Here is a 23517-nt window from a genome sequence, read left to right as displayed (position 1 = left end):
GAAGTTAACCTTTTATTCGCTTTGATTTTAAATGGCCCGGTTTATAGGGAGGGGGTGAAGTTTGAGGTAATAGAATACATCCTAATACTGAATCTTTCTTAGGTCTAAGGCGCTATAGTTTTGATCAAAATGTATAAAAGCACCTAGGATTTACAGCATACCATGAACAAATTTTAAGCGGAAAGTAATCAAAAAGAGCTCTATATTCTTTTACTCAAGAAATTTGGAAATGATGAATCAGAAGAAACAACATTACAACCTAGGGATATAGGGTTGTGGTGGAATAAAACAAAAGCGTATTTACTCGGTCGGTATAAAATTAAATCTGAGATAGAGTATTTTGAGGAGTATATATATAAGTATCGTGACTGTTCAAGTCACGATACTTTTAAAATTTTAAATGAAAAATTAAACAGTGCTAATTAATATAATACATCTAATGCGATCTTATCATTGTTATTGAAATTATTTGCAGGACCGCAAGATTGCATTAACGAAGTGGCATCAGAAACCGTGGGTGTCCCACTAATATGAATGGCTCCCACACGCGCACTTCCTTCGTTAACATTTTGACCACAACTTTCTCTAGTCATATAGTCAGTATGACGAAACCCAATGCAATGTCCAACTTCATGAGCCATAGTTCCTGTAACTTCGGCCAATGATGGGTTGAGAAGTTCAAACCAGCGACTATTAATTCCAAACCCTTTAGCTGGATCTCCTTTCCGTGTGGGGAACCCGGCAGCTCTCCCCAAAGTAATAAAGCCTCCAGATTCTAATTCATAAAATTCGGTTACTTCAATAGCTGCTTGATTTTTACCTTTTAGTCCAAATGCAACACGCTGAAATGTCAATTGTAAATTTTCAGAATTATACATGTTTATCATAGCATCTAAGGCGTTAGATCCTAAGGTTCCTAGAGATGGATCAACGCTTACTGTAATTAACCTTGGGAGACCAGTAACCAAATTGGTTGTACGATACTGCTTTTGATTAGGTCCAATCTCAATTTGAGATAATTCATCAATTTGCTCAAGGGTAAAAAACATATCCTCTACAGCGATCCCTGTTTCTCCCATAAACTCTATTTGACGTGCATTTTGTGTCTTAAAATGAGCTTTCTCTAATTTTGAAAGTGCTTCTTTAAAAATAACATGTTCAGACACCTCTTCGATGGCAGTAGATTCTTTTTCGCAGGAAATAAATATACTGGCTGCTAGTAAAATTACCCCGAAGAGGGACAATAGGCTCCTTTTTTTCATGAGTTGTGTGTTTAAGTTAAAAAATAATATAACAAATTTAGAGAAAAAGTTATATAATTAATATATTTGTATTTTTTTAACTAAAAAATTATTTAAAATTCATAAATAGTTATTTTATTAAAGGGAATCTCAAAAAAAATAAAAAATAGACTTGAATGGTAAATAGACGATATGGAAATTTCACGACATATCAGGTGTTAAAGAATTAGCCCATAAAAAAATCCTTTAAAAAATATTTCTTTTCACTTTGGTCAGTAGGGATTTATGAAATTGAGGATAGTATATTAGAGGCTGCAAATTTTTGAGATATAAGCTGCTTTCAGAAAATATATCCGAGCGGATATATTTTCTTAATTTTAGTAAAATACTTAACCAAACAACCAAACAACCAAACAACCAAACAACCAAACAACCAAACAACCAAACAATAATTCCTGATATTAAAAGGCTACGTACAGATTCCTTGCTAATAACTTTATTAGCAATTAATCGAATAAACCATTCTGTAATTACGATAGTTCTGTAAGCCTCTCTTTCTAATCTCTCTATTTATATCATACACTACCTAAGATCGTGAACTCACCCATAATCATACGATTTAAATTAACATAATAGAGTTATTAGGTGCTTCTAAACAATGTATATATATTAAGAAGTGTGTAAAAACAATTGAATATTAGTGTGTTAAAGTATTAAATATCTGTGATCACCGCTTAATTATAGAAAGTTTTTTCTTACATTTATTTTAAATACATGTTTAATAGTAAAACCCCTATAACGTTTTACCAAGCACTATATACTATGAAAGCATTATCTTCAATAACTATTACTTTAGATGTTGGTCTTTTAAAACGATTCAATAAAAGTAAAATAGAAAAAGAAACACAAATGTTTCGGCCTAGTATCTTGTAAGAGAATGCAACCATTTTCTAAACCTCAAAATCTTCCATTATCCAATTTTCTCTATAGTCACTGATTTATTACTTAATCTAATGCTGTAGACTAATCAAGTCTCTTATGGAACCAACTCACCACAAACAAAGTAATGGAGTGGCAACAGGATGTATTATGTTAATTGTATTATTCATCATAATCATTGTCACTTCCATTGTGACACAATCTAATTCAAAAGAAATTTTGGAAAATAATTATAAAAAAAATACTAAATCACATTCTAAAACAAAGGCGCTATTACATTCACAACCTTTAGTAATAAAAAAATTAAAAATACCGAGCAGCGCTATTTTTGGAGAAAGTATAGAACATGTAACAATAATTAATGATTCTACTTTTAGAGTTATAAATTATGTTGATTCCCAGACTTTAAAAGCTTTTACTACTCGTAATTATTACAGCTGTACTGTAATTTTTGCTAATGACGGGAAAATTTATTCTAAAGATTTAATATTTATAGAATAAATAGTTTGTATACTTTTTTTTTAAACTATTTTTATTGCAAACCCTGTAGAAATTATTCTAATGCTAATAAGTATTTCTGACAATTTCTGTTTCATTAAATTTTTTTAATTCTCTTCTTCAGCTATAGTAATTAGCACATTTGTTTTGTCAAGCTGTTCGAACGACGAAAAATTGTATTGCAAATAATGATAGATGCTTGACTTTTAGTCAGTCTATTTTATTTTCCTTTATTCAATGCTGCAGTAAAAATATCCTCTATCTCCATATCAAGTGTTTTTGCAATCTGATAAAAAAAGAAGGGTTTAAAATCTTCAAGTCGTAATAATTGATTCCAATTTTTTTTCACCTGATAAGATAGAATAACTAAATCTTCATCATTGAGAGTATCCCTGTTTGTTATAGATGAAGTTTGATCCGTATTTGTGCTTATACCTAAAAAGGATGCGATCTCATTCAAAGTGGCAATTCTTGGGTTTTCTGTAGCTCTATCCTTAATTTTCCGTATTCCCTTTGGAGTTAGGTTTGTATGCTGGCTGATTTTGTAAGCTGATAGGCCTCTTTTATCTATCTCCTCAAGAATTCTATTAAGTCCTTTTGATTTTACCATATTTAAAAGTTAAAGGTTTTTATGAGATTTTGTGTTCAACTTAGGTAATTAGATATCTATTATTTAGTGAGTTGTATATTGATATATTTGCATAACAAAAATCAAGAAAGATATGAATGCTTTAATTTAAGAATTTTAAAAAGGCCTGCAACTTAAAATTCAATCACGGTTTTACCTATCGCCTTACCGGATTCTTGTAAAGCATGTGCCTCTTTTAGATTTTCCACCGTTAGATCTTGCATTGTTTTGTTTAAAGTTGGTCGTAAAGTGCCACCATCTAATAAATCTGCTATTCTATTCAAAATCTCATGTTGCCGCTTCATAGTTAATCTGTATCTATATTGAAAGGAGCAGAAATGCTCCATTCTTGTTTTGTTTACATACTAGATTCGTTGAATTAAAAGATGGTCTAACATTAGCCCCTTCCCTTATTGAAATTTGGTTTACTGTTTAATTGTTGAAAGAGAAGTTGTTAAAAAATCACGATTTTATTGCAAGTTAAAAAATATAATCTATATTTGGTAAACCAATCTGGTAAACCAATTTTATATAATTAATTATGCGTTCAAGAAAATCTAGCTATGTTTCTACCTTCTATCTTTTTGCCACAATTGCTTTATTACTTTTTTCAGGCTGCGTGAAAAACAGGAAGCAGACTTCGGTGAACAGTTCAGAGGAAGCAGCAATACGTACCAATGCAAATGAGGTTATACCATTTTTTCAACATTGGAATTTAATCTTGGGTGATGGAACTAACGTAGGTCCTGCAACAAACTATGAGAACGAGAATTTCTTTTATACCACAAATGATGGTACCGAAGACTGGGTAGTATTTAAAAGTCCCAACGCAGGGAACACCCATGGGACTTCAAATAACACACGGACAGAACTGGCGCAACTAAGAAAATGGTTGCCCACAACCGATGCCAAAATGAGTGCTACTCTTAAGGTGATGAATGTGTCAAGCACAGGGGATGCCCGCGTGGCGGCAACGTACTCGGTGGTTGTTGGACAGATCCATAGTGCAGATGGTCATGAGAATGAGCCTCTTAAAATATTTTACAAAAAATTTCCCGGTCATACTAAAGGTTCAGTCTTTTGGAATTATGAAATCAATACTGAGGGAGAAGATAATTCCAAAAGGTGGGATTATTCCTATCCCGTTTGGGGCTATGATTTTTCAGTAGTCGGTAGTGAAGAGAGTACATATCCGCCAGAACCAAAAAATGGAATTGCCATAGGAGAAGAATTTAGCTATGAAGTAGAAATTAAAGACGGTATCATGCATCTAGCCTTTACTAGTGAAGGTCATGAAACTAAAATTTTTACTAAAAATCTCGTTTCTTCTGAATATGTTCAACGCAAAAATATTCCAGAACAAGTCAAACAATTATTTGTACCAATAGACCAAGATGGGGTGGAGCGAGCAAGTGCTTATGCTAAAGAAGGTCTCTTTTTTAAAATGGGCTGTTACAACCAAACTAATGGTAAAGACCCTAAAATAAACAAAGTTTGGTGTTCTGGTGCCGAAATCCACCGTGGTGATCTTAAAGAACAATATGCAGATGGTAATTATGCCGAAGTTTGGTTTAAATCAGCAAGTATCGAGATCAGTAATGAAGCCATATCCAATTCAGGATATTTTGAGGCAAATGATGGATTGGCCCAAAAAACGGTTTATCCCAATGAGGTAATTCCACATATGGATAAATTTAAAATATTGATGGGGAATGGAACAACGGTAGAAGATCTTACTGAGTTTGAGCACAAGGACTATTTCTACAGCGTAATCGATGGCACCCGGCGTTGGGTGGTATATAAAACGCCAAATTCCGGTGTCACTTCACCCAACTCCAGTAATACGAGAACAGAGTTACAAGAAAAAAGAAACTGGACACCAGAAGAGGGAGGTAAGTTAACTGGCACCTGCAAGGTTATGCAAGTTTCCATCTCTGGCGATGCCAGAGTTGCTGCCTCTTACGCCGTTGTGGTTGGGCAGATCCATAGTGGCGAAGGTCACGAAAACGAACCTCTAAAAATCTTTTACAAGAAATTCCCGGGACACGATAAAGGCTCTGTCTTTTGGAATTATGAAATCAATACAGCAGGCGATGATAATTCCCGTAGGTGGGATTATTCAACTGCGGTATGGGGGCATGATATGTCTGTCATTGGAAAAAGCAAAAATGACTATCCTGCAGAACCCAAGGATGGGATTGCATTAGGTGAAGAGTTTAGTTATGAAGTAAATGTATATAATGGTATTATGTACCTCACATTTAAAAGTGAAAACCATAAAACAAAAACGTTTACTAAAAATCTGATTACATCCCAATATGTAAAGCAATCCGACATTCCAAATCAAGTCAAGAAATTATTTGTGCCAATAGGACAAGATGGAAGCGAACGTCCCACGGCATACAGCGGGGAGTTAAATTACTTCAAACAAGGAGCCTATAATCAGACTAATGGAAAGGCCCCGGAAACAAATATGGTCTGGTGTGCAGGCGCCGAAACTTATGGAGGTGATATTGCCAAGCAATATGAAAATGGCTGTTATACTGAAGTATGGTTTAGAGAGGCTACCATCGGTCCCGGGGTACCACACAATAAACTTAGGAAAAGCAAGTAAGAATATACTTTATAACTAATCTCAAAAACAGAATATATTATGAAATCATTTGGACCAAGTAAGGAATTTATATTTGGAGACGAAATTGAATGGGAGATAGTGGGAGAAGGACTGAAACGTAAGATTATGGGTTACGACGATAAAATTATGCTGGTTAAGGTCGACTTTCAAGTAGGTGCAATTGGAGTTATGCATGAACACCATCATTCTCAAGTTACTTATGTGGAAAGTGGCGAATATAAGTTAACTATTGGCGATGTGACAAAAATCGTTAAAGGTGGAGATTCATTCTACATTCCACCCCATGTAATGCATGGTGCTATATGTATCAAAGCAGGCGTACTTATTGACGTTTTTAGTCCGATTAGAGAAGATTTTATGGAATAAAATAAATTTAACTCGTTAAGTTCTTGCTAGTTATCAGAAATTTAATATATTTGGTAAACCAAATTGGTTTACCAGTTTGGTTTACCAAATAGAACCCCATAAAAAAAGGACAGGTGCACGCCCATCCTTTTAACAACTACTTCTTTGGAGGGAAGTAATAATTCACGTAGTAGCTAACTAAAACATGAGTCGCAAAAATACTAATTAGTTTATTATTTTTCGACAAACAGTCTTTTTAAGTTCCTATCGATTACAAATCAAAAAACTTAAAAACTCAATTATGAATTTAAAAACGAAGCTAACTTTAATCATAATGCTTTTTAGTTGCATTGTAATTATAGCACAAGACAACTATACCCTAACAGGTACTGTGGTTTCCGCCACCGACCAACTTGGGATCCCTGGCGCTAACGTTCTTATTCAAGGTACCTCTAAAGGTACATCCACAGATTTTAATGGAAATTTTCAACTCGAGGTAAAACGTGGCGATATACTACAATTTTCTTATCTAGGATTTGTTACTCAAAATATAACCATTACAAATCAAAATAATCTCACGATTGCATTAGCCGAAGATGCTAATACTTTAGATGAGGTGATGGTGGTTGGTTATGGTACACAGAAGAAAAGTCACGTAACAGGTGCGATTGCTAAAGTAGGAGGAGATGATGTGGCAGCAATTCAAACGACTCGTGTGGATGAAGCGTTAGCAGGTAAATTAGCGGGGGTACTGATTCAGAATCAGAATGGGTCACCGGGAGCAGATCCTAAAATCCAAATCAGAGCTGCTTCTTCTATTAATGGCAATTCAAATCCACTAATTGTTGTTGATGGATATCCAATTTCAGGAAGTTTAGCAACGGTTAACCCAAATGATATCCAAAGCGTGGAGGTATTAAAAGATGCTGCTTCAGCTGCTATTTATGGTTCCAGAGGAGCTAACGGAGTTATTTTAATTACAACCAAAAAAGGAAAAGAAGGCAAACCAAGTTTTAGTTACAATGCTTACGCTAGTATATCAAATAAATATAAGGGTGATAGAATAAATATGACAGCCGGAGAATGGGCAAACACATTAGAAACTGGCATAACCAGTGGCAAGTATGATGTTTCTGAATTGGATCCGGATTTTTTAAATTACAAAATAAATGCCTACAAAAACTCACCCGATGTACAGGCTGTAGAAGATTGGCTTTATGTAAGCGGTTATACTACTAATCATGACTTCAGCTATAGCGGTGGTACTGAAAATTCAAATTATTTTGCTTCAATTGGTTATCAAAATACCGATGGTATTGTAAGAACTGAAGGTTACGAAAGACTTAATGCGCGTATAAATGTCGATGCAAAATTGGGAGACAAGTTTAAAACAGGATTGAGTTTCAATGGATTTGCAGCCGATAGAGATATTGTAGGTCATGATCAGAGAGATCTTTTAAGAGCGTATAATATCAGCCCTATTTATCATACAGAAGCCTCTATTGCGTTCGTACAACAATTAGATCAACAAGCACAGATTTTGGGACTTGATCCATTTGATAATGGCTATCGAGCAGGTCCTGATGCCCCATTTAATCAGAGTATCTATACATTACAGCCTGGTGATACGGCCCAAGATTGGCATTATGGAAGAAGTGGTAATGGTATCGGAGGATCTGGAGATGCAGGCCCTGCAACGAAGCTTGACAACACAGACCGATATCAAAAAACGTACTTTGCAAACGTATCTACTTTTTTACAATATAACCTTATGGAAGGGTTAAAATTAAAAGCTGTTCTAGGAGCAGATATCAGAGATACCAAAGACTATTTCTGGAGAGGACTTGAGTTTGATTCCAGGGCACGCTCTAATCAAACTGCCTTGGATGAAACTAATGTAAAACAAACCTCAACGCTAAGTGAAACTACTTTGAATTATGCGAAAGAAATAGGAAGTCATGACATATCTGCAGTAGCTGGAATTGAATTTCAAAAGATCTATTTTAGAGGTACTTCTACAACGGGTTCAAACGTGCCCTTTAGTGATATTGTAAATTATAATCTCCTAGAACCTGAGGATATTATAGTAAGAGAAAGAGACGAAACTATTTCAAGATGGAGCATTTTTGGAAGAGTTAACTATGCCTTTGACGATCGTTATTTGATATCGGCATCAATAAGAAGAGATGGTGATTCTCGTTTCGGGGCTAACGAAAGATACGCAACATTCCCGGCGATTTCCTTAGGATGGAATGTGCATAACGAATCTTTTTACAACTTTGAATTCTTGAGTTTATTGAAACCAAGGTTTAGTACCGGCTCTTTAGGGTCTACTTCAGATCTGGGGGCTTACAATTCATTAAGTCTTTTAAACTCTCAACCAACAGTATTAGGGACTGGATTTTTAATTCCTGATGATATAGCCAATTCGAATCTAACCTGGCAAACTAATACGGAGACTAACTACGGAATTGATTTAGGTTTTATAAATAACAGATTAAGATTAAGTGCAGATTATTACACATCTGATATTGAAGATATATTAATTAATCTAAGTGTATCTGAAGTTTTCGGTACCCCTTCGATAAGAGTCAATGCTGGTGATGTGAGAAGTTCTGGTTTGGAGATTGAACTAACAGCAGGCATTATTCGAAAAGAAGATTTCAATTGGGATTTTGGAGGTAACCTATCAACGGTGAAAACAGAAATTACAGATCTAGGGGGGCTGGAAGAACTACCTCAATCAATTTATGGTCAAAGTGGTAGAGGTCCCGTATTTAGAAATCATGTAGGTGGAGAAATTGGTGAAATGTGGGGATTAGAAACCATTGGACAAGTTGAAGATAGATTTATAGAAGATCCCACGCGAGCTATCGACGTTAATAGTTCAGCGTTTTATGTGGTAGATCAAAATGGTGATGGTGTAATTGATAAGACAAAAACAGTTGAAGAGGGTGGAGATTTAGTCAAAATAGGACAAAATACCCCGGATTTTTATTATGGTTTCAATAGCTCAATTAGCTATAAAGCTTTTGATATGTCTTTCCAAATTCAAGGAGCCCAGGGAGGGGATGTTTGGAATGTCGACCCGATTTACTATAATTCAGAATTTGGAGGAAGAGTACGGGGTAGTTTTGATGCTAATAATGATGGTATTGCCGATCATAATGGAGAATACTATTTAGATTCAAATAATCAACTAGATGCGCAAATACAAGACGCTTCTTATTTAGCGTTGAGAAATTTGACTTTCGGGTATACCCTTAAGCCAGAATTGATAAGTAAAATTGGTATAAGTTCGGCAAGAGTATATGTGGCATCGACAAATTTGTTGTATGTGTGGGGGGATGATTATACTTCGTTTAATCCGGAGGGTGTGAATACTACACAAAATAATTACTTAGGGCCAACTACTTATGGCGTTCAAATAGGTGCCAGTCCAATTGTCAGAAGCTTTACGTTCGGTTTTAATGTTAATTTTTAATGAAAGAAATAATGAAAAAAGTATATATATTATTTTTAGGAGCAGTATTATTAACAATCTCATGTAGTACTGATTTGGATGAATTTCCACCAAATATTGCTAGTTCAGATTCTTTGACCGATTTTGAGGGAGTTTTGAATGCGGCATATTATTATCAGCTTGGTGCTGTTACTCCAATAGCAGTGATGGGCGACTTTAGAGCAGACAATGCTTTTATGTTCGAATCTCCATATACCGAATTTGATGTCTACGGTCCTGGTTTAACAGCAATGGAAGATCAATTTTTTGGACCTTTGTACACAGCTTTATACAAATCAATATTAAGCTCGAACAATGTAATTGAAAATTCAGAAGATACTGCTCAAATAGGGGAGGCTAAATTTTTAAGAGCTTTGTCCTATTTTAAACTAGTGCAAGCTTTTGGTGATGTAACTGTAATTCTAACATCACCAGATATAGGCGATATCCCTACTTTCGATTTAACAAGACAACCGGTTGATAATGTTTACAACAGCGTGATCATTCCGGATTTACAAGCTGCAATAAGTGTTTTGAATAACACGAATGCAAATGGTAAAGCTTCAAAACTCGCTGCGCAAGCCTTATTAGGTAAAACATATGTACATATGGGTAATTTTACTAGTGCAGAAGCACAATTCAAAGCTTTTTTTAATGCAGCCACCGTAGCTGGGATTAGTTTAGAAACAAATTATGCTGACATTTTTAAGGTAGAAAACATTGAAAATTCAGAAGTAATATTCGCAACTCAAATATCTAGTTCTGTGATAGATGAATATGGTTTTTCAGAGTTTTGGGAATGGTATTTAGGTCAAGACACAAAATCGCCTACTCCGTTAGATACAGATTTAATTGCTGCTTTTGATGCAAGTCCTGGAGATTTAAGAAGAGCGGTAAATATAGATGAGATAGCTTTAAGATCGCCAAAGTATACTCAATCGGGAGGGCCAGATCATGACTGGATAGAAATAAGATTAGCAGATGTTATTATGTTATATGCAGAAACATTAAATGAGAATGGTTCTTCTCCAGAAGATGTACTTAATCTTTTGGATCCTATTCGAACCAGAGCTGGATTAGCTCCTCTGGATCATACGGTACTTAATACGGAGGCGTTGGTTAGACAAGCCATTCAAGATGAAAGAAGATTAGAGTTTGCCTTTGAAGGACAAAGATGGTTTGATTTGGTTAGAACAGGAACCGTTGACGCTGAAATGGGCCAAACGATTGACCCTAATTATTATGTGTTCCCAATTCCAATTTCAGAAGTTCTTGTGAGTGAAGGAGTTATCACTCAAAATCCTGGCTACTAATTTATTCAAGAGCAGTTGGATTTAATTAAAGAACAATAATTGAAAGGGGTCTCATTAAAGGATATTGGATTAGCTATATCAAATTCATTAAAATTTTTATTAGTCATAGTTGAGAGCCGATAAAACTTATCTGAATAATAAAAAATGAATAGTTAATCGTGGTGTTAAAAGAGATTTATATAACTTTAAGAAAAAATATTTTGGTTAACCAATTTATGAAAATAAAAATGTATGAAGGTTGAAATTCTTAATTTAATGGAAAACTATTCCGTTCAGGAAAAGGTGATTGATAAGATTAGAAAACTGATCAATCATAAAAATTTGGAGCCGGGAGATAAACTACCTTCCGAACGAATGCTTTCTGAGAAATTTGAAGTTCCTAGAAGCACCATTCGTGAAGCTATTCAGAAATTGGAGTTTTATGGATTACTTAAGTCAATCCCACAAAGCGGCACTTTTGTAGCAAATATTGGGGTGGTTGCAATGAATGGTATGATAGATGACATCTTAAGTCTTGAAGATCCTGATTTTAAATCCCTTGTTGAAACAAGAATTCTTTTAGAGCTGAAAACTTCAAGATTAGCAGCGCTAAGAAGAACAGAAGAAGATCTTGTGATTATGAAAGATTGCTTGGAAGCCTATGCTGCTAAAGTTGAAAACGGGGAAGACGCGGTGCAAGAAGATCTCCTCTTCCATTTAGCCATTGCAAGAGCAAGCCGTAATAGTACAATGAATACGTTTATGTTAATAATAACTCCCGAGATAATCACGAATTTTGGAAAGTATCATGTTTGTGATAAGGCCTCGGCTTATTCGGGAATCGAAGAACACCGACTTATTTATGAGGCTATTAAGGATCAAGATCCTCAATTAGCTAAAAAAAGAATGAAAAAACATTTTAATGAACTTTATAAATATTGTTACAATGTAGAATTGTAATGTTAGATGCATTGTTGCACGCTTGTATTTAACAAAGATTAAAATTATTGGAGGGAGGTAGTATTTACGTTTAAGAATTATTTATTCTACACGAGATTCAAATTACCTGCGTATTTAGGATTGTAAGTTATTCAACTACATAAGTAGAATGAAATAATAATTAGCTGCCATATTTTAAAAATATGACAGATTATTGAACAATAAAAACATGAAGATAAAAGGACTTAGGTGGTGGATTATAACATTAATTTGTTTAGCTACTGTTATAAATTACGTCGATAGAACAGCTTTTGGAGTTATGTGGCCAGAGATGGGGAAAGACCTACGGATGGACGAATCGGACTATGCGATTATGTTGAATGTTTTTATGATTACCTATGCTTTAGGAAAATTTTTATCAGGAAAATTATATGATATTATTGGAACGAGAATGGGCTTTACGGTATCTATTATTGTTTGGTCTGTTGCATCTATATTTCATGCATTTGCTCGAGGATTATTCTCTCTAACGCTATTTAGAGCGCTCTTAGGTTTGGGAGAAGCTGGAAACTGGCCTGGAGCAGTTAAAAGTAATGGAGAGTGGTTTCCAGTCAAACAACGCGCCATAGCGCAAGGAATTTTCAATGCTGGCGCTTCACTCGGTAGTGTTATTGCACCCATCCTAATTGCATATCTATATGGACATTTTGGTTGGAGAACAACTTTTATAATTATTGGAGCTGTTGGTTTACTTTGGGTAATTCCTTGGTTATTTATAAACAAGACGACGCCAGAAACACATCCTTGGATTACAGAAAAAGAGAGAAATGTTATTTTGAACAGTCGAATTGAAAAAGAGGCTTGTGATTCAAAAAAAGAAAAAGGATTAACTATAGGGAAAATTTTAAGTTATAAAGAGTCATGGGGAGTACTAGCCTCTAGATTTTTTATTGAACCTATCTGGTGGCTATTTGTTGGATGGATGCCTCTTTATTTGAACTCAAAATTTGGATTTAGTATCGAAGAAATTGGTTCTACTATATGGATATCATATTTAGGAGGTATGGCAGGGAGTATAATAGGGGGCTGGTATTCAGGAAAGTTAATGGAGAAAAAATCAGTCGATGCAGCCAGAAAGATTACAATTGCCATTGGTTGTTCATTGATATTTTTAGGATTACTAGGTATTATTTTCCTGATAACAGAAAATAATCCGATGACATTTATATATATAGTCGCTGTCGTTCTTTTCGGGTTTCAATTCGCAATAGGAAATATACAAACCATCTCGAGTGATTTATTAAAAGGACCATCGGTTGGTACCTTAGCGGGATTGGCAGGAAGTGTTGCTGCAGTTTCGGTAATCATAATGAACTCGCTAATACCAACTATTGCCTCTGTATCCTATACGCCTGCGTTTATAGTAATTGCCATTTTAGCCCCAATGGCCCTAATATCAATATTTATACTGATTAAAAAGATAGAACCAGTTGAAAACAAGTAAAACAAAAAAAATAAATTTAAGAAATATGAGTAATGTAAAAGAAAAAGTTGCTGTAATAACCGGAGCAACAGGAGGAATAGGTTTTGCAGTAGCAAAAAGATTAGGCAATGATGGTTATACGGTACTAATAAACGGGATCAATAATGAAGCTGGAGCTAAAAGAGTGAAAGAACTTGCTGCTGAAGGAATCACTGCTGAATATTACGGGTTCGACGTTACGAACGAAGAAGCTGTAACATCTAACATAACCGCAATTGGGCAAAAGTATAGTAAAATTGATCTTCTTGTTAATAACGCAGGAGGGTTAGGAGGAAGATCTAGATTTGAAGAAATGACCACTGAATTTTACAGAAATGTAATGGCTCTTAACCTCGATTCTGTATTTTTTGCTTCAAGAGCAGCAATACCATTCCTTAAAAAAGGAGAACATCCTTCTATTATTAATTATACATCAAATGCTGGATGGACCGCGGGAGGTCCCGGAGCAGGAATATATGGAACCTCTAAAGCGGGCGTTCATGCAATAACTAGAGCATTAGCAAAAGATCTTGCTGAATATGGTATTAGAGTAAATGCAGTATCTCCGGGTACAATAGATACCCCGTTTCACGCCCAAATTAAAGCCACAAAGCCAGAAGTTTTTGCATCTTGGGCAAATAATATTATGTTGGGTCGTCTAGGGAAACCAGAAGATGTAGCTTCTGTAGTTGCATTCTTAGCCAGTAAGGATGCAGCTTTCATAACTGCTGAAACTATTCAAGTGGGCGGGGGACAAGCTCTAGGAATTTAAGACAGTAATAAACTGTAAAGCAATTGTATTTTAAATTATGATTTTCTAAACTTAAGTTAAGTGAGGAAGAGACATTAAATAATAATTCCTTTTAGTTTTCAAAAATACAATAGTACAGAAGAATAAACTATGAATAAAGTTGTCACATTTGGAGAAATCATGTTAAGACTCTCCACAGAGCGTCATTTAAGATTTTCTCAAGCAAAAACATTTGCAGCTTCTTATGGTGGCGGAGAATTTAATGTGGCTGTATCTTTGGCAAATTATGGAGTGCCTGTCGAGTTTATTACTAGATTACCTAATAATGAAATCGGAGCCTGTGCACTAAAGGAGATGCGTAAGTTAAATGTAGAGTCCAAAAACGTTGTATATGGCGGAGATAGACTAGGTATTTATTATCTGGAAACAGGTGCCGGTACTCGTGGTAGCAATGTTGTATATGATAGAGCAAATAGCTCTATGGCAACAATCTTAAAAGGCTCAATAAAATGGGAGTCTATTTTAAAAGATGCAACATGGTTTCATTGGAGTGGTATTACTCCTGCCATTTCAAAATCTGCTGCCGAAGTATGTCTAGAAGCAGTAAAGGTTGCACATAAATTAGGGGTTACAATTTCTTCAGATTTAAATTATAGATCTAAGTTATGGCAATACGGTAAAGAACCAAGCCAAGTGATGCCTGAACTTTTAAAATATACTAACCTTATTTTAGGAGATATTGACACTGCATTATTTATGTTAGGGAAAGATAAAGTAAACCCTAACTATCAAAACGAAAAATCATTACCAGGTTTATATGATCAATTATTTAAATTATGTCCTAATTTACAAACTGTGGCCACAACATTAAGATATTCTGTTAGTGCTTCTCATCAACGAATTGGAGGTATTTTATATGATGGCAAAACTATATATAACGCAGATATAAAGGAAGTAACTCCTGTAGTTGATAGAGTGGGTAGTGGTGACGCATTTATGGGCGGATTAATTTACGGATTATTAAATGATAACAACAACAAACAAAGGGCTTTAAATATCGCCGTTGCTGCCTGTTGTTTAAAACATACTATATCTGGTGATTACAATTTAATTACACTCGCTGAAATTGAAAAATTATTAAATGGAGATTCATCTGGTAAAGTCTCAAGATAAATTACACTACAATGGCACAATACTTAAGAATTGAAGTTGCAAATATCATGAATAAAACAGGTTTAGTACCATTGTTTTATGATAGCGACATTTCAACATGCAAAAAAATATTGGATGCTCTATATAGTGGTGGAGCAAGATTAACAGAGTTCACTGCAAGAGGCGATTTTGCCGAAGACGTTTTTAGTGAACTAAATAAATATGCACTATCAAAATTACCTGGAATGGTTTTAGGAGTTGGCTCTGTAACCGATGGAGCATCTGCATCAAGATACATGGGATTAGGAGCCAATTTTATTGTGACTCCAGTTTTAAGAGAAGATGTTGCCGTTGTATGTAATCGTAGGAAAGTGCTTTGGTCACCCGGGTGTGGTTCTTTAACTGAAATTGTGAAAGCCGAGGAGTTAGGTTGCGAAATCGTAAAGCTTTTCCCCGGTGGGATCTATGGCCCGGACTTCGTTAAAGCTATAAAGGGACCTTCCCAATGGACTAGTATTATGCCAACCGGAGGAGTTTCTCCTACGAAGGAAAATTTGGAAAGTTGGTTTAAAGCAGGAGTTACTTGTGTTGGTATGGGTTCAAAACTCGTGGTAAAAGATTCAAAAGGTATGTACGATTTCACTCGTATTGAGGAACTAACCAAAACATCGTTACAGATCATTTCAGATCTTAAAAAATGAGTTCTATAATACCTTGATCTAAAAGAATTGTCATTTTTCGTAGGATTTTCTGTTTAAACAGTAGCACTATATCCAATAGTTCCCCAAACATTCAAGCAATTTATGATGATGAATTCAAGGAATTATAATTTACATTCAAGAGAAAGCTTATCCAAAAGCTATTGTATAGCTTCAAACTAATATATCGAATATAAAAACTTTTAAAATGTCAAATATTCAGCAGATAATTCCAGATGGTATTAAAATAGATCCAATTTTTAATACATCATATCTTATTGATGGAGAAATTAAAGAATGGAAAGGATCAACTACAAAAGTATTTTCGAGCATACAGAGTCCAAATAAAGAAAATGTAATGAAGCCAACACTGCTAGGATCCGTTCCAGATATGGGAGAAGAGACAGCTTTAGAAGCTTCATACGCCGCAGAAAAAGCTTTTAACCGCGGACAGGGACTATGGCCCACTTTACCCGTCAAGGAGCGTATAAAATGTCTTGAAAATTTTGTGGAAAAAATGAGATTAGAACGAGAATTGGTTTCTAAACTTTTGATGTGGGAAATCGGAAAAACACGTATAGATTCTTACAAAGAGTTCGATAAAACTATCACTTACATTACAGATACTATTGAAGCATATAAAAAGTTAGATAGAAAAAGTGCGCGTTTTGAAAAAGAGTCCGGAATTCACGCCCATATAAGAAGAAGCCCTCTTGGTGTAGTTTTATGCCTAGGCCCCTACAATTATCCTTTAAACGAAACATTTTGTTTATTAATTCCCGCTATTTTAATGGGTAACACGACTGTTTTTAAACCGGCAAAACTAGGTGTCTTGCTAATTACCCCACTACTTAAGGCCTTTCAAGAAAGTTTTCCGCCAGGAGTGGTTAACATAGTCTTTGGACGAGGAAGAACGATTGCATCTCCAATTATGCGAACGGGAAAAATAGATGTATTGGCACTCATTGGCCATAGCAGTTCTGCTGTAGCCCTTCAAGACCAGCACCCCAATAAAAATAAATTAAGATTGGCGCTGGGCTTGGAAGCAAAAAACCCGGCTATAATATTGCCGGATGCCGATTTAGACATTGCTGTAAAAGAATGTATTAGCGGATCTTTATCTTATAATGGACAACGATGTACGGCACTTAAAATTTTGTATGTACACGATGGTATTGTAGACGAATTTAACAAACGCTTTGCAAAAGCTGTTGATGAGTTAAAGTACGGTATGCCTTGGGAAGAAAATGTATTTTTAACTCCCCTTCCAGAACCTAATAAACCTGAATATATTAGAGACTTAGTTGATGATGCTTTGCAAAATGGTGCGAAAATTCTTAATGCCAGAGGAGGAGAAATGACATCAAATTATTGTTACCCAGCAGTATTATTCCCGGTAAGCAAATTGATGAAAGTGTTTCATGAAGAACAATTCGGCCCCGTAGTTCCTATTGTTTCTTTTTCTAATATTAATGAACCTTTAAATGATATTGCCGAATCCAATTATGGACAGCAAGTAAGTATTTTTGGAAAAGATACCAAATCAATAGGTCCGTTAGTAGATATTTTAGCAAACTTGGTTTGCAGGATAAATTTGAATAGCGCTTGTCAACGTGGACCAGATGTTTATCCGTTTACTGGAAGAAAAAATTCAGCCGTTGCTACATTAAGTGTATTTGATGCGCTAAGAACATTTTCCATAAGAACATTTGTGGCTTCTAAAGATAATGAGATAAACACGTCAATTTTAAAAAAGTTAGTTGAGTCCGAGGATTCTAATTTTATGTCCACTGAATATCTATTCTAAAAAATTGCAAAAAACTCATCATCAAATAATTTATAATAAAATTTGATGAAGTGCAGTATCATGATTAAAATAATCCTGTCATCCCGACTAAATTAACTGTATAAAAAAACCTTTAACTTAAAATTCAATTACGGTTTTACCTATTGCTTTACCGGATTCTTGTAAAGCATGTGCCTCTTTTAGATTTTCCACCGTTAGACCTTGCATTGTTTTGTTTAAAGTTGTTAGTAAAGTGTTATCATCTAATAAATCTGCTATTCTATTCAAAATCTCATGTTGCCGCTCCATATCATCGGTAGTGAACATCGATCGAGTATACATAAATTCAAAAGAAAAGGTAACGCTTTTATTTTTAAGAAGTGAGAGGTCCACAGGATCGCTACTCCCCGTAATGGATACGATGTGACCTTGCGGTTTGATAGTATCGATCATAGTTTCCCAATACGCATTCATATCCACAAAATCCAAAATATAATCTACTTCTCTATGACCAATTTTGTTTAGTTCATCTTTTAGATGATAATGATTTACCACAAAATCAGCTCCCAATTTTTTACACCAATCTTGGGTTTCGCTCCTTGATGCGGTTGCTATCACGGTAAGTCCTGCAATCTTTTTTGCTATTTGTATGGCAATAGAACCTACGCCACCCGCTCCGGCAAGAATTAATACAGATTTTCCACGGTCAGTGTCGGGGTTTACTTTGATTCGGTCAAAAAGGGATTCCCATGCCGTAAGTCCGGTGAGCGGGATGGCTGCCGATTCAGCATTCGACAATTTTTGTGGTTTTTTACCTACGATACGTTCATCAACCAATTGATATTCGGCATTACTTCCGCTACGTGTAAGATCTCCTGCATAATACACCTGATCCCCGACTTTGAATCTGGAAGTTTTATCACCTACGGCTTCTACTGTTCCTACGGCATCCCAGCCAATTATTTTAGGAGTATCCAATGCAGTGTCCTTTGCAGCATTTTGTCGGATTTTAAAATCCACCGGATTCACAGAAACAGCTGCAATTTTAATCAGGAGATCATAGCCTGAAGCTGATGGTTTATCAGTTTCAAAAGCGATAAAACTTTCTTTTTCAGTAATCGGGAGGGAGGTTTTAAATCCTATAGCTTTCATAGGGGTGGTCTTTATTTTGATTATTTTATCTTTACAAATTAATCTACCTTTTTATCTGAAATAAAAGGCTAGTAACATCATATTTAGCTATTTTTTAACTTTATCTAGCGCTTAGTCTTTCCATATTATTATCATCGTAATGCTTTTACCAGTAAAAGATTATTATTTTTAAGCATGGGATTCTATAGACCTCTTCTTAGGTAACCAATATCAGAAGTTTACTAAATGCTTAGACTTTAATGACACACTTTTAGAAAACAGCTACCTTAATTTGGTAGACTTTTATCATTATCACAAAACAATTGCATACCCGACGGAGTATAAATCGAAGTCGTGTTTAAATAGGTACGCAAACATTTAAGAGTAGTAGTCTAGATCAATATATCAGTTGATATGGTGGGCATTTTTCTTATTTTTTTCCTGACTCTTTTTACAAAATATCTACTTTTTTCCTTAAAAAGTTGCTAATTTAACTAAGGATAGTGGTAGGGTAAAAGACATTTCACATGTTTAAGTTACGTAGCATCCCCATTTTGCAGCAGAATTCCATGTGAATTCTATAAGGTTTTATTTATACCCTAGTATTAATTTTTTAAAATCAAAACGCAAAATGATTACATCATTACCAAAGAGAATAATTTTTGGAGTCACGCTATGCTTTCAAGGATTATTTTTATCAAACGCTCAGATCTCTCAGGATATCTCGGCGAATTTATCAAAAGACGTGAGAGTCTCAGACTTTATTATGGAACCCAATCGGGGAACACCATCACTTATCAAAATGAAAAACTCTGGTACTACTTTGTCATTACCTGAGGTTCCAGAGTTTTTTAGATCTGCTTTAGGTGTAGGACAGGAAACACAATTCGTAAACGAAGCAACTACTGTCGTCAATGGTATACAAATCGATAAATTTCAACAATATACTAACGGAATCAAGGTTGAACACGGTGTTTTTAAAGCAATGTCCAAAAATAGTACAGTGTTAGGTTTTAGCGCAGAATACTATGCATTACCTTCGACACTTACCTCTACACCGGCCTTGAATGAAAGCGTAGCATTACAAAAGGCATTGGATCATGTTGGCGCTACCACCTATGCATGGGATTATCTTAAAACTCTTGGAAATTCTGAAGAAATAACTGCTGCTTATAATGAGCTGTATCCACAAGGAGAACTGGTTTTTGTGGACAACTATTTGACCAGTGTGGTAGATCTAACATTAGCATATAAATTTAATATCTATGCTGCTGAACCATTATCCCGAGCCGATATCTATGTGGATGCTGCATCAGGGCAGGTTTTATTATTGGATGCCATTATTAAACATGTAGATGCAAACCATACTAAAGAAGATATCGCAAAAGAAATAAAGACCACAGCTGCGGTTGTTTATGGACCGCAACCATATGCTGCTGCCACTGGTGATACCAGATATGCAGGAAGAAGAAATTTTGATACCTCTCAAGATGAAAATGGAAACTGGGTTTTAAAAGGTATGACACCTTCTGGTGTTGAGAACGAAACCCTTTCTTACGAAGGGTTTGGTGGTCTTCCTATTAACGCTCCAATTTCGGGTTTCGCAGTTCCAGTTGTAGATGGTGACGGGGATGTCCTGAATCCTGAAATGTCAGATAATAACTGGACCGCATCGGAACATAGAAAAGATGATTTTTCGTTGGTATATGGTCCGGCTATTCCAGTAAATGGTGTGCCGTCGATTGGTCATAATGAAGCACATAATGATGATGTTGCTTTAGATGCACATTGGGGTGCCGAAGTAGTATTGGATTATTGGAAAAATGTCCATGACAGATCCAGTTATGATAATTTGGGGTCTAAGATTACGAACTATGTGCATTATGGAGATGCCTATGACAATGCTTTCTGGAATGGTACTGCTATGACGTATGGTGATGGAAGCTATCAAGGAGGACAATATCCAAATGGATCGTTTGCGCCTTTAACTTCTATGGATGTTTGTGCTCATGAAATCGGTCATGGAGTTTGTGAATTTACAGCTGACCTTGTGTATCAAAGAGAGTCTGGAGCCATGAACGAAGGGTTCTCTGATATCTGGGGTGCATCAGTAGAAGCGTATGTGTTAGCACAAATTGATAATTCTTTGGAATATGATCCTTGGGGAATCGGGGAGCAAATAGACGAACGTGACGGGGGGATAGGACCTGGTACAGAGAATTCGAGAGCGTTGCGATGGATGGATGATCCAAAAGCTTCAGGAGATCCGGACGCCTACGGAGGCGATAACTGGATCGATCCGGAATGTGGTACGCCAACATTGGCAAATGACCAGTGTGGAGTACATACTAATAGTGGTGTACTTAATAAATGGTATTATTTACTAGTATCAGGTAGCGGAAATTCTTTTTCCCCAGGATTTAATAAACAGACATCAGACGATGCAGTTACGGATAAAGGAAACAGTTATATGGTGAATGGCATAGGCTTTTTAAAGGCTGCGAAAATTGCCTATATGGGAGAAACTATGTTATCGCCTAATGCAAAATTTATTGAGATGCGTGAAGCATCTATATTAGCTGCGCAATTATTGTATGGACCGGGGTCCAATGAAGAAGTACAAACCACGAATGCATGGTATGCTGTTGATATAGGAGAATCTTATTCTACTGGAGATCCAAATACTATCAATTTTAACACGAGTAATGTTACTATTTTATCAGAAAACAACCTTATAAATGGGTGTGATGATATTAATACATACGCTGTTTATTTTAATGGGGTAGAAGTAGATCCATCGGCTACTATTACGATAAGTACTGCTGGAAGTACCGCAACCAAGGGTATTGATTTTGACCTTTCAACTGCCTCAATGACATTTGCAGGAACATCCGTAGAATCCTTAAACCTTATTGTCTATGATGATGCTCAGGTAGAGGATACAGAAACCATCGTGCTTTCTTTTAATTACAATGGTGAGTTTTTCTCTCAAGAGTTTTTTATATCTGATGATGATTTTACTCCGAGAACTGGAAATACGGCTTTCAGTTTGTTAGAAGAAAATTTCTCAAATGGCTATATTCCTGTTGGATGGTCTGTGATATCTTTGTCTGATGGAAACAATGTTTGGAGGGTAGACGGTATGGCTTCAGCTGAAGGAAGAGCATATATTAGTGATGGAATTTCTGAATTACCGGTTTATGATACCAATTCAACTTCAAATATTGTTTTAAAATCAACAATGATTAATGCTGGAGCAGCAGCAGATGTTACAGTGTCATTTGATTGGGAAGCGGGAGGAGAGACTGATGCGATTGAAGGAACAATTTTTGACTATGGAGAATTCATGTATTCTCTTGATGGCTCTAACTTTATTACAATGCAACAATTTTATGGATCCGGACCAGTAGGGGTTATCACTGAACAAGGACAGTACGCTGCAGTCATCAATGAATTGGACGGTAAGTCCTTTATGTTGGCTTGGAGATGGTTTAATGATACGAATGCTGGAACTGCATTCAGCTTTGCAATAGATAATGTAAAAATTACTGCGATACCAGCCGGAATCGAGACAGAGAAAAATGAGACTGCAACTACCAAAGTGCATGTTGGGACTACTACATATTTTTTAAGTAATTCTGATAAGGCTCTTATCGGTAAGATAGAAAATGCATCAGAAGATTTAGGTTGTGTTACACTTTCTGTTATTGATCAGGGTACAAGCTTCGAGATATTTTCAAATATCAATACTGCTAGACCATCAAAAGCATATAGTATTTCGACTGAAAATCAAAACGCATCCTACGACCTTACGTTGTATTTTACAACAGAAGAAATGAAGGCTTTTGATCAAAATACGGTGATGATTCCGATGAAAGTGAATTCAAATGTCATTGATGATGCAATTGAAGATCCAAATAATATGCAATATAACGGAGCATTAACAGCTGTAAATAATGAAGATGGTTTTAAAGCTTATACAGGTAGCTTCACAGGTTCTGGAGCGTTAAGTATTGTTAGAGAATTTGATTATGCCCCTGTTGAAGCCGCAGATCCGACACCTCCAACGGATCCAACAAGTCCTACAGAGGAAGAAGAGGAAGAGTGTCGTTGTGACAAACATAATAAAAAACACAAGTGCGATGACAAATATGAAGACAGATATGTGAAAGGCAATAAGGGTGGATATCATCATTTCACAATGTATCCTAACCCAGCTATTACTGTGGTTAATTTAACCACCGATGCTCAGGTAAAGAAAATTGCGGTGTATAATCTATACGGTGTACTAGTCAGTACAGCAATTTATGCGACTCCGACAAACTATTTGGAGTTGAATACAAATGGTTTTGATACTGGTTTATACGTAGTGAAAATAACCACTAACGAAGGCGAGGTTTTTGACACCAGATTTGTTAAAATTTAAATACTTAGGTTTATTTTTTGTGATGAAAGAGG

General features: G+C 35.6%; 16 protein-coding genes. 12 read left to right on the top strand and 4 right to left on the bottom strand.

All coding sequences use genetic code 11. The features are described 5' to 3' along the window. Positions 1–422: 422 nt before the first annotated feature. Positions 423–1262, bottom strand: a complete 840-nt coding sequence (locus BD809_RS10130) for a M57 family metalloprotease (protein ID WP_148782865.1) — start codon at positions 1260–1262, stop codon at positions 423–425. A gap of 1017 nt (positions 1263–2279) precedes the next feature. On the opposite strand from BD809_RS10130, the gene BD809_RS10125 reads away from it, so the two are divergent. Next, positions 2280–2681: a hypothetical protein gene (locus BD809_RS10125; protein ID WP_148782864.1), complete on the top strand. Its 402-nt coding sequence runs from the start codon at positions 2280–2282 to the stop codon at positions 2679–2681. A gap of 217 nt (positions 2682–2898) precedes the next feature. Here BD809_RS10125 and BD809_RS10120 read toward each other — a convergent pair whose 3' ends face one another. Further along, positions 2899–3288, bottom strand: coding sequence for an RNA-binding protein (locus BD809_RS10120; RefSeq protein WP_148782863.1), 390 nt, complete (start codon positions 3286–3288; stop codon positions 2899–2901). A gap of 152 nt (positions 3289–3440) precedes the next feature. Continuing rightward, positions 3441–3611 carry a zinc-binding dehydrogenase gene (locus BD809_RS10115; protein ID WP_246131498.1) on the bottom strand — a complete coding sequence of 57 codons (171 nt, stop codon included), beginning with the start codon at positions 3609–3611 and terminating at the stop codon, positions 3441–3443. Between the two features lie 236 nt (positions 3612–3847). On the opposite strand from BD809_RS10115, the gene BD809_RS16005 reads away from it, so the two are divergent. The 10 genes from BD809_RS16005 to BD809_RS10065 all read left to right on the top strand — a co-directional run bounded on the left by BD809_RS16005 (position 3848) and on the right by BD809_RS10065 (position 17949). Then, positions 3848–5920: a polysaccharide lyase family 7 protein gene (locus tag BD809_RS16005; RefSeq protein WP_148782861.1), complete on the top strand. Its 2073-nt coding sequence runs from the start codon at positions 3848–3850 to the stop codon at positions 5918–5920. A 39-nt stretch (positions 5921–5959) separates the two neighbouring features. Next, positions 5960–6307 carry a cupin domain-containing protein gene (locus BD809_RS10105; protein ID WP_148782860.1) on the top strand — a complete coding sequence of 116 codons (348 nt, stop codon included), beginning with the start codon at positions 5960–5962 and terminating at the stop codon, positions 6305–6307. A gap of 280 nt (positions 6308–6587) precedes the next feature. Continuing rightward, positions 6588–9770 (top strand): SusC/RagA family TonB-linked outer membrane protein, encoded by a 3183-nt coding sequence (locus BD809_RS10100; RefSeq protein ID WP_148782859.1) that lies wholly within the window; start codon positions 6588–6590, stop codon positions 9768–9770. A gap of 11 nt (positions 9771–9781) precedes the next feature. Beyond that, positions 9782–11101 carry a RagB/SusD family nutrient uptake outer membrane protein gene (locus tag BD809_RS10095; protein ID WP_148782858.1) on the top strand — a complete coding sequence of 440 codons (1320 nt, stop codon included), beginning with the start codon at positions 9782–9784 and terminating at the stop codon, positions 11099–11101. Between the two features lie 231 nt (positions 11102–11332). After that, positions 11333–12040 (top strand): FadR/GntR family transcriptional regulator, encoded by a 708-nt coding sequence (locus BD809_RS10090; RefSeq protein ID WP_148782857.1) that lies wholly within the window; start codon positions 11333–11335, stop codon positions 12038–12040. Between the two features lie 208 nt (positions 12041–12248). Then, positions 12249–13523 (top strand): MFS transporter, encoded by a 1275-nt coding sequence (locus BD809_RS10085; protein WP_148782856.1) that lies wholly within the window; start codon positions 12249–12251, stop codon positions 13521–13523. Positions 13524–13548: 25 nt separating this feature from the next. Next, positions 13549–14313, top strand: a complete 765-nt coding sequence (locus BD809_RS10080) for an SDR family NAD(P)-dependent oxidoreductase (RefSeq protein ID WP_148782855.1) — start codon at positions 13549–13551, stop codon at positions 14311–14313. Between the two features lie 129 nt (positions 14314–14442). Beyond that, on the top strand, positions 14443–15465 hold the full coding sequence (locus BD809_RS10075; protein ID WP_148782854.1) for a sugar kinase: 1023 nt from the start codon (positions 14443–14445) through the stop codon (positions 15463–15465). Positions 15466–15476: 11 nt separating this feature from the next. After that, positions 15477–16145: a bifunctional 4-hydroxy-2-oxoglutarate aldolase/2-dehydro-3-deoxy-phosphogluconate aldolase gene (locus BD809_RS10070; protein WP_148782853.1), complete on the top strand. Its 669-nt coding sequence runs from the start codon at positions 15477–15479 to the stop codon at positions 16143–16145. 205 nt (positions 16146–16350) lie between these two features. Beyond that, positions 16351–17949: an NADP-dependent glyceraldehyde-3-phosphate dehydrogenase gene (locus BD809_RS10065; RefSeq protein WP_148782852.1), complete on the top strand. Its 1599-nt coding sequence runs from the start codon at positions 16351–16353 to the stop codon at positions 17947–17949. Positions 17950–18066: 117 nt separating this feature from the next. Here BD809_RS10065 and BD809_RS10060 read toward each other — a convergent pair whose 3' ends face one another. Further along, positions 18067–19080 carry a zinc-binding alcohol dehydrogenase family protein gene (locus BD809_RS10060; RefSeq protein WP_148782851.1) on the bottom strand — a complete coding sequence of 338 codons (1014 nt, stop codon included), beginning with the start codon at positions 19078–19080 and terminating at the stop codon, positions 18067–18069. Positions 19081–19690: 610 nt separating this feature from the next. On the opposite strand from BD809_RS10060, the gene BD809_RS10055 reads away from it, so the two are divergent. After that, a complete protein-coding gene (locus BD809_RS10055; RefSeq protein WP_148782850.1) occupies positions 19691–23485 on the top strand; it encodes a M4 family metallopeptidase in 3795 nt (1264 codons plus the stop codon). The last annotated feature ends 32 nt before the right edge of the window (positions 23486–23517 follow it).

Origin of the sequence: Aquimarina intermedia, from assembly GCF_008124785.1 — a bacterium.
Classification (GTDB): domain Bacteria; phylum Bacteroidota; class Bacteroidia; order Flavobacteriales; family Flavobacteriaceae; genus Aquimarina; species Aquimarina intermedia.
The sequence above is the reverse complement of the archived record's forward strand: the minus strand, read 5'-3'. Positions and strand labels throughout refer to the sequence as shown.